The following is a 13,117-nucleotide window of genomic DNA, read 5'->3' as shown; positions in this document are numbered from 1 at the left end:
TGACCACGCGCGGGGATCAATCACTCTGGCGCGGTGGCCATCGCCCGGTCCGAGGTTCGCCGCACGGAGTCGAGAAAGCGACCCTCGCCGTAGACCAGCGGCTCCCCTGGTACCTCCCGTGCCACCGCGACCCGCCCGAGGACGATCGTGTGATCGCCCCCGGCGTAAGTACCTGCCAGATCGCATTCCAACTGGGCGACGGCACCATGCAGCAGCGGAACGCCGTGCCGGCCGGGGCGATACCCGACCCCGGCGAACTTGTCGGCTGACGGTCTCGCGAATCCGAGCGCCAACGCCTCCTGTCCGGCCGCCAGGATATTGACCGCGAAACCGTTGCTTCGTAACAGATTCGTGTGCATAGGCCGACGCGAGTCGATACACACGAGCACCAGCGGAGGGTCCAGTGAAAGTGAGGCGAATGCACTGACAGTGCAGCCGGCGGGCCCCCCGTTCGTGTCGAGTGCCGTCACCACGGTGACACCCGTGGTGAAACGCCCGACGACCTTACGGAGTGTGTCGGGCGACACCTGCCGGTCTCGGTCGTGCGAGCTCATTGCAGGTCCTGCACGGCGGCAAGCGCCTCAACCGGGTCACCAGCGAGCTCAAGAGCCCGCTGAACCAGTTCGAATGACTCCGATTTGTCGTACGCCTGGTAGTTCATCGCGAGCAGCCGCACCGGGTCACCGGCGTAGTACCGCTCGTACTGCAGCGTCCGCTGTCCGAACCCGTCGCCACACAGATCCCATGCCAGCTTGTACAGGCGAACCCGGTCGACCGCCGGCAATCCGGCGGCGCCCTGGAAGTAGGTGTTCACATCGGCGGCGATCGGCGAGGCAAAATCGGCGGCCGAGGGCATCATCAACAGGCCACCGGCGCCCAGCGTCTGCAAGGTCTCCGACACCTGCGGATAGGCCGCGGACAGGTGCATGCGCAAGGTCTGCAGCGCGTTGAACGCGGGGCGGACAGCTCCCGACGAGGACGTCTCGCAATCGGTTTCCGAAGCGATGATGAGAGCGCGGCAAATCTCGGTCGCGGCCACCGCCTCGCCCAGCGCCTGCTGGACGTGCAGAAAGCTGTCGATCTTCACCGACTGTGCAAGTTTCATCGCGACGCCGGTGGCGAACTGCATCTTCACCAGTCCACGCACGCCGGTCTGATGACCTGTGTGCTGCCGGACGCTCGTCTCGATGTACATCGCGTTGGCCAGTTCCACATCGCCGTGCAGGAAGACGCGATCCCACGGAACCAGGACGTCATCGAAGACGACCAGCGAATCGGCTTCCTCGAAATGCGCGGACAACGGGTGATCGAACGTATTACGTGAGCCGTCGTCGTAGGGCTCGCGGCTGATGAGCCGGAGCCCGGGAGTATCAATGGGGATCGCGAACACCGCGGCATGGCGCTCGTCTCCGGCGCGGAGTCCGGGGTGGTTGTAAACCAGTAGTTCGTCGGCCATCGGCGCCAGCGTTGCCAGCATGCGCGCGCCACGGACGACGAGCCCTTCGGCGGACTCGGAGACCACACCCATGTGCAGGAACTGCTCGGACTGATCGGCGGCCGTGCGTGAGCGATCGGTCTGCGGGGCGATCAGCGCGTGGGTGAGAAAGAGGTCGTTATCGCGGACGTACTCGTAGTAGCGCTGCACGTTGCCCGCGAAGCGGTCACCCAACCGGCGGAACACCGCCGGTTCGTCGGCGAAGGCCATGAGTGTCGTATTCAGGAAGTCGGGCGATCGCCCCATCAGTCCGAGAGTGGCCCGCGACCAGAGCTCGAATGCCTGACGGCGGGCGATCAGATCGTCGCGCGTGCGGGGCACAGCGAACGCCGTGCCGATCGGCCCGTTCGGGCCTGGGCGGGTCAGGACCTGGGCGTACTCCGGGTCGTGCTGCATATCGTAGAGGCGGGCAATCTGCTCGATGGGACGTTTCCAAGCCGGATGGGTGGTGACGTCTTCGACGAGCTCGCCTTTGATCCAGGCGGCTCGCGGCCTCTTTCTGAGCCCTTCGATGTAATCAGCACCGGTGCGTACAGACACGTTCAACTCCTAACGATCGACTACTGCCATGCTAGCATGTCAGTAGTCGCATGGGAATACTTCTCACTCTCGGACTGACCGGGAGATGCCCTTACCCAAGACGACAGAACCGGTGCCCTGCCATCACGACTGCGACAACAGGACACCGGCCTCCGGCCTACGAATGCATTAGACCGGATTCAACTCCTCAAGACTCCGATTGTTCGTCCGCGGCCCCATGAATCGGATCGCCGTCGCGGCCACCAGGATCGCGGCCGTGATCACCACGAACATCGCAGTTGCCCCGACTCCGTCCAGGACCGGAATGAGAATGAACGGTAGCGCCGCGCTCGTGAGCCTCGACAGCGAGTACGTCGTACCGACCGCCGTCCCGCGGATCTGCGTGGGAAAGATCTCGGCCTGGTAGACGTGGTAGATATTCGAGTAGACATTCCCGAGCATGGTGACCAGGAAGCCGAACACCACGATACCTACTGCCGAAGTTGCAGTAGCGAACAGCAATCCGGAAACCGCCAGCGCCAACAGCGACACCACCAGCATCGTTCTCCGCTCGAACTTGGACACCAGGGGCACCGAGATCGCCGATCCGACCGGGTAGCCGATGTAACTGAGGGCCACGAACAACAGCGATGAAGTGACATCGAAACCGCGACTAACCAGAACCATCGCCGCCATGGTCCCGAATCCGTAGTATCCGAACGTCTGCATGAGGTGGAAAACCGACATCATCGTGAATCGACCGGAATAGGGGCGTTTCCGCAGCAGTTGCCACGCCTGCGCCGCCGTCCCCTTCTCCTCGACTGTAACGGCCCCGATACGATCCACGGGCGCAACCTCAACCCCCGAACCCGCCGCGAAGATCCGCAACGTACGCTCGGCCTCCTCATGCCGACCGGTGGCTGCGAGCCAGCGCGGCGACTCCGGAAGGTTGCGGCGCAACACCAGAACGATGATTGCGCCCACCGCGCCGAGGCCGAGCAGCCAGCGCCACCCGTCGATACCGAACGGCATCCGCTCGATCAGGAACATCGACAGGAAACCCAAGAGCGGAATCGCAATACACGCGCAGGTGTACGCAATTGTCGCGAGTTTTCCGCGCTTATCCTTCGGCAGCACATCGGAGAGGTAGGCGTCGGCCACCGGATACTCCGCCCCGATGCCCACACCAGCGAAGAATCGGGCAATGATGAGAAACCACGCATTCGGCGAGAACGCCGCGAGTAGTGACCACACCGAGAACCAGACGAGGTTGAATACGAAGGCATTCTTCCGGCCGAACCGGTCCGCCAGACTGCCCATGAAGGCGGCACCGAAGAACATGCCGACGAACGTCGAGGCGAGGAACAGCTTCAGCTGCGTACCTTCGACACCCCATTCATTCTGTAGCGCAACACTGATGGTGCCGGACAGAAATATCTCATACAGCTCGAAGAAGAGCCCCAGACCTATCGCGACGACGACCATCCGATGGGTGCGCCCGATGGGCATACGATCCAATTGGGCCGCAACCGTATTCGTTCCGACTTTTGTTTCGATATTTTTCATGGTGCCCTTCCAGTGCGCACTAAGGAGCCGCCGAATCCTGAGCGGCACTACGTTGGAATCCGGATGAACACCCATCGGTTCACCTGGGTCACGCACCCCGGAACCGCCTAAAAGGAATCCTTGCTGGCGATAACCGGGGACGGTTGGTCTACCGCGCGACTTGCGCGCCAATTCACATCCAGGCCCTCAACATTGTAAAGCCTGCTAGCATGCAAGCAGACGTTACAATATGTTGCCTCAACCCGCAACAGGTAGGCGTTCGCTCAAGTGAAGTAGAACAAGCGATCTCCCTGAGCGGCTACACGAATAGGGCTCTAGTTGTACTGACCTGAGAGGTTGGGTATGCGGGTGGCGGGTGGTTGGCCGCCGAGTGCGGTGTGGCCGCGGTGGTGATTGTAGGCCCCGCACTTCCCTGGATGGGACCCAGGCACGGTCCCTCCCAGGACCGTCAGCGGGCTGGACGCGCCCTAGCACAGGATTCCTCACCCCGACGATGTCGGCTCGGACGAGGACCAGGTCCTCTACGCGTTCACCCGGTATACGTGGGCAGTGGATCAGTGGGATCTGAGCCTATTGAGGGACATCTTCACCGAGGACCTGACGACGAACATCTTCCCATTCGGGGAACTGCACGGACGCCGGGAATTCTTGAGCACCCTGCAGCTCTTCCGAACCGGACGGCCCTACCTCCACCACGTGATGGGTGACTACCGGATCGAGGTCATAGGAGACAAGGCAGTCCTGCAGGTCTATCGCCTTCTGCCCTACGGCGTGTCCCGGCAGACCCTCGACCGAAACATCTACGGCGCGACCTACGACTGCCGACTCCGCAAGGAGAACGGCATCTGGCAATTCGCCCGCATCACCTATACCGAGGGAACACTGTCCGAGCTGGCCTCGTACTGATGCAACGGCAGTCTGTGATAGACGCGACGGCACCACTCGGAGGCGTGGCTAAATCTCTCGGTGTGGCACCTATTCTCGCGGTTCCGAACTCGTAGATGGTCGTTCGGACTGGACGGCTGAATGTCCTGTCGACCATGAACATGCCGGCGAGCTCAGTAGAGGCGACTGCAGGGAGACCTGCCTCCTTGAGGGATACAAATCACCGAAGGTTGTCGGGGTCGTCGACGGGATTCCGATGACGCCCTTCGAAAGACCGACGAGAAGGCGCTGCGTGCGCTGTAGTGGGCGATCAGAGCATGGCACCTACCACTCACCAACGTACGACCGTCGACTGCGCCGGCCATACCATGCTCCTAGCGGACTCCGTGTCCTTCCTGCCCGAGCCGAGAGGAACGGAGCAGTCGTCTCCGCCTCCCACGGTGGAGTGAGCGCCGCCGAACATGTGCTCCGATTCGAACCGCCTTCATCGCCTTCAACGGTGCCGGCGGCGGAAAGAACGAAGCAGGGTTCAAAACACTGAAGAATCTGCAGGACCAGGGCAACGCCGTGCGTCTCCCATGATTCGGCCCGAATCGGGGACGCCGCCGAACACTGGGCGAACGGAACGTCTCGCGCGTGAACGAACTCGCCGCACGTCACGGAGCGCGGGGCCGGCATCGCTGTGGTGGAAGCCTTCCAACGACTTCTGAACGATCAGCGCCAACCCACAGAAGACAATTGGATTGCACAATGACGTGAAATTGCACGATCAGAGAGCGCCGGCCCATCTCTCGATTTGGCGTCGAACACCGACCGCTGAACGCCATCGCCGTCATCCCCGGGAGTGTGACCCGGACCTAGGATTGACTTTTCTGTGGTTACCCCAACATCATAGTGTACGCATAGTGGTTTCACTGTACGCATTGCGTAAGGGTCGGTATGCGGATCCATGTTCAGCTCTATGGTCATGCTTCGAAAGGCGAACAATGAAGCCGGTTCCACGTACCTCTGCCGGCACCCGCGGCGCGATAGTTGCTCTCGCAGGTGCTCTGTGCGTTCTGAGCGCGGGTTGTGCATCTTCCCAACCCGCCGACGAGGGCACCCCGGAGGCGTCCGCGTCCGGGGTCGCGGCGACCGCCGACGAAGGACACAGCCAGCACCCAGCATCGACGCCGCCGAGCGCCAACGAGATGCGGGTGACCTTGCTGGGAACCGGTAGCCCAGTGCCCAGCATCACCCGGTTCGGCATGTCCACCCTCGTCCAGGCCAACGGACTGAATCTCGTCTTCGACGCAGGACGCGGCGCGACCACCCGGTTGACTCAGGCCGGCGTCCCGCTCGGACAGATCGACGGAGTCTTCCTGACGCACTTCCATTCCGACCACGTCAATGGCCTCGCTGACATGTGGCTGAGCGGATACATCCCCGCACTCGGCGGACGCGAGGGCGCCTTCGATATATACGGACCGGCCGGTGTGAAGAACATTGGCGACGGACTCGTGCAGACGTTCCGCAACGACATCGACGTCCGCGTCGCGGACGCGGACGTCGACCCTGCCACGACACCGATCGTCTCCCACGAATTCGAAGGTGACCGAGTGATTTTCGATCGCGACGGTGTCGCGGTGACCATGTTCACGGTGCAACACGATCCGAAGAACGCCATCAAACCAGCCGTTGGCTACCGCGTCGACTACGCCGGCAAATCGGTACTCATCAGCGGTGACACCGTGCCAGTGGACAACGTGATCCGTTACGGCACCGGCGTCGACGTCCTGATCCACGAAGTCGCCGACTTCCAAGACCCGTCGGCGCTGCCGAACGTCTACGCCCACCACACCAATCCGCGGCAGGCGGGCGAGATCTTCGCCAAGACCCGCCCGGAGATGGCGGTATACAGCCACATCGTCAACGGAATCCCCGGACGCGTGCCCGGCATCCCTGACGAGACCCTCATCGAACGGACCCGGGAAAGCTACGACGGACCGCTGACCGTCGGCCAAGATCTAATGAGCTTCCAGATCACCGACAACGAAGTGCAGGTCAGCCAGACCTGACACCGCAAAGGGCGCAATTCGCTCCCCAGATCGCGAACCCGCCGCGTTAGGTCACTGCGGACTTCGTGCTCTCTGCTCTATCGAGTAGGTGCGGGTGAGCGGTCCGTGGGTAAAACAGTGCTGCCCGCAAAACCGACCGGGCACCGCAAAGGAGCGCGGTGGAAAAGCGGTGTGGCCTGGTTCGTTGGTGTCACCAATCCGAGTGCATCCGCAAAACTCTGAGCGCCGCGTCTGACGCCACGGGGCGAGGTGGTTCCAGTCGTCGAAGACCTGCCGCCACTGATCGGCGGCGACCCGGCTCAGGACGGGGTAGGCCGGGCTGTCGTCGTGAACACCGAGGTTCCCTCAGCATGAACCTTGACCTCGTCGCCGACATTCAGACCCGCGCGGGTTCCTGGGTTCTCGGTCATAAGACATGACTAACCCGTACGGATTCGGTGTGCAAGCCGCCGATACTTTCCGGGTTCGATCGATTGTGCTCCGACTGCCGCATCGGGGCGCCACAGCACTGTGCCGCTAGCCGATCGCTGAGCGGGCAACGGCAGACTATTCCAGTGCCTCAAGCACCCTGATTGCACCGGCCTCAACCACTTCACGGCCACCGTGCAGGTGGATTGCTCGCTCGATCAGTTTATCGATGGGGCGGCCATGTCCAGCTCGAGCGTGGATGTCATCGACGATCCACAGATGCGGGTGAGCACCCAGACCATTTGCCAATCGCTCTACCAACCGTCCGCGGCGGACTCGAACACACCCTCACCCCGATCGCTGCGGACTGGACGACGGCTGCGCCGACCCAGTCGGAAGGTCGGCCAGCGCAAGAACTGGACCCCGACATTGGCAATATCGCCGACCGCCCCAAAGACGTGAACGCCCGTTCTGCTCATGGACCTTGGGAGACAAATCGCATTGTCGGCAAGCGGAATCTGGGCGCGATCTGCACACTCGTCGAACGTTCGACGGGCACCGGCACGCTCGTTCATCTGCCCGGCGGCGAATACAAGCCCGAGCACACCGCGCCGGGTTGTCCGAACACCTCGAGACGCTGCCCGCCAACCTGCGCCGGACCCTGACGTGGGACCAGGGTTCGGAGATGCGGGACTGGAAGAGCGTCAGCGCGGCCACCGGCATCGACATCTACTTCTGTGATCCACGCTCACCATGGCAGCGCGGAACAACGAGAATACGACGGCATTCTCCGTCAGCACTTCCCCCCAGGCACGGACCTGACTGTGCACTCGAAGCGGACCTGGAACGTGTCACGGCAACTCAATCAGCGCCACCGGAAACGGCTAGGCCTTCGCACACCCATCGAAGAAATGGACCGACTGCTGTAGCGATGACCGCCACAATCCGCCGCTACGCCGGTTGCTATCCCCGCCACTCACCTCCAGCATTTTCCGGTCAGGAACCCACCGGAAAATGCCGGTAGGTTCCCTCATCATCACGCAACTGTCCGCGTTCCTGAGAATTGTATTGAGCGTCGCCATCGAATCCATGGCAACCGATTTCCGTGCGTCGGGCGCACTCACATGCGCAATTTTACGCGGTCCATCATAACCTTGTTTCAATCGACTTGGATAATCGTCTTCCCGAGGTTGCCACCTTTCAAGAGCAGTTCAAGAGCTTCAGGCGCACGCTCAATGCCTACCAAAACATGTTCTCTGTATTTTAGCGCACCGCTATCCACAAGAGTAGTAAGATGGTCAACTACGCTATCGAATTCGTGACTGTGATCTTGCAACAGGAATCCTTCCATCCGCGCACGCTTTGTCAGCAGCTGCCGATGAATCCTAGGACCAGTAGGTAAGGGATCCCAGGATTCAATCGCCGCTGTACCGCATACGATTATCCTAGCATTTTTGTTTAGATAGCCCATGACAGCGTCGCTAATTCGACCCGATGTGTTATCGAAATATATATCAACTCCATCAGCGCATGCGTCTTCAAGATGATCGAGAAACGTATCCGATTTGTAGTTAATTGCTACGTCGTACCCGAACTCGTTCAGGCAAATGTCTGCTTTTTCATCGCTACCCACGATGCCGATCGTGCGGCATCCGGCCAGGCGTGCAAGTTGGCCAACGAGAGACCCGACTGCTCCAGCAGCGGTGGACACAACGACCATATCACCGCGTTTTGGTTGCCCGATATTCATAAACCCTAGCCAGGCAGTGACTCCATTGGCACCCAACGCGCCGAGTGCGAGAGAAGGAGGGTAAGACCCGCTGACAACTCTTACTTCGGTCATGTCGTCCACAATGGCATACTCCTGCCATCCAAACCTTCCGACGACAATCTCTCCGAGTTTCAGACGAGTCGATCGGCTTGAAACTATTCGGCCCACGGCAGATGCGCGCATCACAGCACCAATGGCAACTGGATCGGCATAGTTCGACTCATCGCTAACCCAGCCACGCATCGCTGGATCAACAGATAAGTATTGGTTCTCGACTAGAGCTTGCCCCGGCCCAAGCTCGCCAACTATGTCATCAATGATTCTGAAATTCCCTCGATTCGGTAATCCGAGTGGGCGGGATGCGAGTACGGCTTTTCGATTCTTACGCAGTGTCATTCTGTCCTCACAAGCTATTCCTCAAAGGAAATAAATCTCGGAATTCGGTAGTTGACATCGGACTGTCCGAATTATTCGGAATCAATTAACTCTAATTCTAGAGACTATTCGTGCTCGAAGTCTCATAAAGATGCCTTAGCTGGTGGACACCGCGAAACATCGCTCGCGTAACGATGGACTCTGCGCTGCCGATGGCGCCGTGTACGTATGCGCAGACTCGCACGTTACATCGGGCCAACTCAGATTACCGGTCTTCCAACGTGGGCGCGCCAAGCTATCGCCTCGCTCAGCAATACACCCCGAAGAATGATTGAACTTTCTCGATCTGTTCAGCGATGAATCTGTATGTAATTGACTGCTTCTCAAGAGTATTGGCACCTTCGGCAGTGAGGATGCGAGCAGGATTGGCTTTGAATCCGGCCTTCCCTAAAAAATGCCGGTCCGTACCCGACGCTGCGAAATATTTCTCACTGATACCTGCATGTTCACTGTTTGGCGACAACCAACATCCGAGTCGGCCCCGAAATGGCGTCGGCGGATTGTCCGGGGTGCACACCGAGGAATGCAGCTAGCTCTTATTGTCAGTTTCTGCCGTCGGTACCTCAGATAGCGGTGACGCCCGCATCTACGATGAACTCCGAACCTGTCGAGTAACTTGACTCGTCTGAGGCAAGGAAGAGCACGAGGTTCGAGACCTCTTCAGGCTGAGCAACTCGACCGAGTGGGATGCCTTCCACCACACGTGCAAGCAGATCGTTGGGAGTGCCCTCGAGCATCGTGGTGGCGATCATGCCGGGGTGGACGGAGTTCACCCGGATTCCGTCGCGTCCAAGTTCGGCGGCGGCGGCTTTCGTCAGCCCCCGCACGCCGAACTTAGACGATGTATACGCCGCATAGTTCATGTTTCCGATAATCCCGGCTGCGGACGAGATGTTGATGATTGATCCCCCGCCTGCTGCGCGCATCGAGGCGAGGGCGGACTTGATTCCCAGCCACGTACCGATGAGGTTGATGTCCAAGGTTCGGCGAAACTGCTCCTCGGTGGTTTCTTCGAACGATCCGGCCGGCGCGATGCCCGCGTTGTTGACCAGGACGTTCACGTGACCGAAGCGCTCCTCGGTGGTGCGGATCACCACTCCCCAGTCATCGGCCTTGGTCACATCCTGCGGTACGAATGCGACATTCTTACCCAGCTCGTCTGCCAGTGCCTTGCCCTCAGCCTCAAGGAGGTCGCTGAACACCACCATGGCTCCTTCTCTCACCATGAAACGCACATGCGATGCGCCCATGCCGCGTGAGCCACCTGTGACTACCGCGACCTTGCCACTCAACCGACCCATGAAATGCACCTCTCATCGTGACGAACCAAACGAACAGATCCTATGTTTTGTGTCGCCGCCCTGGCGCTTGGTTGCGATCCTTAGAAGATTGCACCGCGCTACAGTTTCGCAACCTAGTCATTGTCTTCTCACCATGTTGAGATTCCCCGCTTCCCCGGAAACCGGGGCGACGATCTCGCCGGCGCAGCCGGTGCGCCCGTCCGGGGTGTACACGTCGTCGCTGCGGCGGGTGGCCAGCACGTGGGAAGTATCGCGTTCCTCGAGACAGACCCGGAGGTACTTGACCTGACCGTCGGCCTCGTCCGCGGTGAGCCAGGAGAACGGGACCTTCGCGTCGAGCGCGCGTTGCATCATGTGCTGTGCCAGCACGGGTTTGGTCGCGAACTCGACATTGTCTCCGCTGCCAGCGACGCGGCAGCGTTCTCGGTCGGCGGTCCACTATTCGGGGCGGTAGAGATTCCGGTCGATCAACGCGTGGCCGGCCGCGCTTGCATAGGCGAGTAACACCCGGTCTGACAATTTTCCACCCGCCCGGCGGTGCCCGAATACTGGCGCTGCACGCCGGCCATATCGCCGAGCCGTTCGACTGCATAATCACGGACATCGTCACGGACCCCGTCGACGTCCCAGTCCGACTGCCGCAGCAAACGTTACATCCCGTTCGGGCTCACCTCGCCGGCACGCTCGGCGAGGGTCCACCCGTTCTTGCGTTCCAGACCCGCAACATACTCCCGCACCCGGGTCCGCGGCTCCGACGGAACGAACCGACCGGAGATCCGCTCTTGCAACGCTTCCAATTCGGCAGCAACCAGATCGACAACCACCCAACCAGTGCCGTTGCAGTACTAACCCCCGTCCGCAAGTTTTTGGAACCCGCCGGACCGTCATCCGCCTGGGCCGTTGGTTCGGCGGTTGTGCGGGTATGCGCTCGCTAAACTGCGTATTTGTTCTTGGACACAGTTTGATTCGGGGATGACCTGCCACAATCGCTCGATAAACCGGTGCGTTGTCATTCCGAAGTTCACAAGGATTTCCTGCGCGGGAGCGCCCCCAAATGGTGCCCACCTGCTCGCGAACTCGATGAGGTGTTCGGTCTCGGTGTCGGTATGGTTGTGCTTGTGGTTGGCTTCGATCGAAGCGGCACCACACCTCTGGCGCCATTTGCGATACTCACGCGAGCTCATGGGAATTCTCACATCTCATCGGGATTATGTAAGCCTTGAAAGTTGATTCTTGGGGTGGCCCTTGCCGTACCGAGGGAAATTTGCGGAGTGCCAGTCGCTCTCGCCGTGACCGTCAGGGTTGCCTATGCCCCGCGAGACTAGAGAGCAAGCGTTGCACGTGCGATGACTACTTGATCGATGCCCCACCGCCGATAGGAAGTGCCACCCCTGTAACGTAATGCGACTGGTCCGAGGCAAGGAAGAGCGCTGCATTGCTGACGTCGACTGATTCCACTCATGGAATAGGCAACGTCTCTCCAGTCGAACGAGCGAAATCATCCTTGGTTGGACTCTCAATGTCAGATGAGAACAGTTCGGATATCTGTGAATTCTGGACCATCTCCGCATCGACCTGAGTAGAAGTAACAGCGATCGGCCGAATACTATGTGCTGCAGACACAGTCGCGACATCTTCATCTACCCGAATGCCGGGCGGCGACATAGTGCGCAACCCTCGCGCATGGGCGGAGTCCAGCCACCGACGACGTGAGAACAATAGAGCCAAACTCTCCACTTGTCCTTACTGACCCGACGAGGAGTCCACCCATCTGACGTCGATCTCTCCCGATCATGACCGAGTGCTCGGACGCGCTTATGTCCCCTCGATAAAGGACGTCACGATCCGATTGAACTCATCTGAGTGTTCGAGCTGCACCCAGTGCCCGCACCGGTTGATGATGACCAGTCGTGCATCTTTGATAGTCGATACCAGTCGCAGCGAATTCTCGACGCTTAACACTCGATCATCTCTGCCGTGAAGCAAAAGGACTGGCACCTTGATTCCTGCGATCTCGCTTAGAGTCGCAGGCTTTAGAATGATGGGGAGGTGCTCGTCCAGATCGGCGACGAAGTTCTCGCGATGCTCGGGATACATCAGAGTGTTGGTCGAGCGCTCGACTGCCACTTCCTCCGAGTTGCCACTCGAGTCGAAGGTCATCACATCAACCAGCCGCATCATATTCCGCGGAGAGGGATCGCGGTATGCCTGGAACAGCACCTTCAGTCCCTCGGTCGGACCGTCTGCCGGTCCGAATATCATCTGCTGCCCAACCATCGCCGCCCCCATCGTCACCACGTGCGTCACGCGCTCGGGATGCCGCGCTGCGAATGCAAGCGCAGTGACCGCCCCCATCGAGTTGCCCACGACAGCAACACGCCCTATCTCGAGCGCGTCGAGAACCTCAAGAAGCGTGGCCGCATGGTCCCGTTCTCGCACTCTCACCGCGTGGGATCCACCCCAACCCGGCATGTCAATTCCCAAAACTCGGAACCGCTTCGACAGGACTTCGATGTTTGATCCGAAGTTGCTCCACGCTGTCGCACCGGGACCACTTCCGTGAAGGAGAACCAGGACCGGCCCGTTACCGATGTCGTGGTAGCGGATATCACCGGTCGATACGGTGACATATTGCTCTGACCGCTTCTCGAGCATTGACGCTGTCATTCGAACACCTCAT

The 13,117-nt window shown here is 60.1% G+C and carries 8 protein-coding genes and 1 pseudogene; 2 read left to right on the top strand and 7 right to left on the bottom strand.

The genetic code is table 11. The features are described 5' to 3' along the window. Positions 1–20: 20 nt before the first annotated feature. The 3 genes from WKC72_RS41110 to WKC72_RS41100 form a co-directional block, all read right to left on the bottom strand. Positions 21–554 (bottom strand): flavin reductase family protein, encoded by a 534-nt coding sequence (locus WKC72_RS41110; RefSeq protein ID WP_370185034.1) that lies wholly within the window; start codon positions 552–554, stop codon positions 21–23. Next, the gene (hpaB, locus tag WKC72_RS41105; protein WP_370185032.1) at positions 551–2,035 is read right to left on the bottom strand and encodes a 4-hydroxyphenylacetate 3-monooxygenase, oxygenase component; all 1,485 of its coding nucleotides are present in this window, start codon (positions 2,033–2,035) and stop codon (positions 551–553) included. Before hpaB ends, WKC72_RS41110 begins: the two co-directional genes overlap by 4 nt. A gap of 168 nt (positions 2,036–2,203) precedes the next feature. Continuing rightward, a complete protein-coding gene (locus WKC72_RS41100) occupies positions 2,204–3,655 on the bottom strand; it encodes an MFS transporter (protein ID WP_370185030.1) in 1,452 nt (483 codons plus the stop codon). Between the two features lie 402 nt (positions 3,656–4,057). On the opposite strand from WKC72_RS41100, the gene WKC72_RS41095 reads away from it, so the two are divergent. Next, entirely contained in the window at positions 4,058–4,486 is a 429-nt protein-coding gene (locus tag WKC72_RS41095; protein WP_370185547.1) for a nuclear transport factor 2 family protein, read from the top strand. A 965-nt stretch (positions 4,487–5,451) separates the two neighbouring features. Continuing rightward, positions 5,452–6,522 carry an MBL fold metallo-hydrolase gene (locus tag WKC72_RS41090; protein WP_370185028.1) on the top strand — a complete coding sequence of 357 codons (1,071 nt, stop codon included), beginning with the start codon at positions 5,452–5,454 and terminating at the stop codon, positions 6,520–6,522. Between the two features lie 1,567 nt (positions 6,523–8,089). On the opposite strand, the gene WKC72_RS41085 is transcribed toward WKC72_RS41090, so the two are convergent. From WKC72_RS41085 to WKC72_RS41070, 4 genes and pseudogenes are all read right to left on the bottom strand, one after another. Next, entirely contained in the window at positions 8,090–9,097 is a 1,008-nt protein-coding gene (locus tag WKC72_RS41085; protein ID WP_370185026.1) for an NADP-dependent oxidoreductase, read from the bottom strand. Positions 9,098–9,699: 602 nt separating this feature from the next. Then, positions 9,700–10,437, bottom strand: a complete 738-nt coding sequence (locus WKC72_RS41080; RefSeq protein ID WP_370185024.1) for a glucose 1-dehydrogenase — start codon at positions 10,435–10,437, stop codon at positions 9,700–9,702. 159 nt (positions 10,438–10,596) lie between these two features. Further along, positions 10,597–11,261, bottom strand: a pseudogene (locus tag WKC72_RS41075) (IS701 family transposase); the annotation flags it as partial. A gap of 991 nt (positions 11,262–12,252) precedes the next feature. Continuing rightward, positions 12,253–13,104, bottom strand: a complete 852-nt coding sequence (locus WKC72_RS41070) for an alpha/beta fold hydrolase (RefSeq protein ID WP_370185022.1) — start codon at positions 13,102–13,104, stop codon at positions 12,253–12,255. Between the last annotated feature and the right edge of the window lie 13 nt (positions 13,105–13,117).

This window comes from Rhodococcus wratislaviensis (genome assembly GCF_041228765.1).
GTDB classification, from domain to species: domain Bacteria; phylum Actinomycetota; class Actinomycetes; order Mycobacteriales; family Mycobacteriaceae; genus Rhodococcus_F; species Rhodococcus_F wratislaviensis.
The sequence above is the reverse complement of the archived record's forward strand: the minus strand, read 5'-3'. Positions and strand labels throughout refer to the sequence as shown.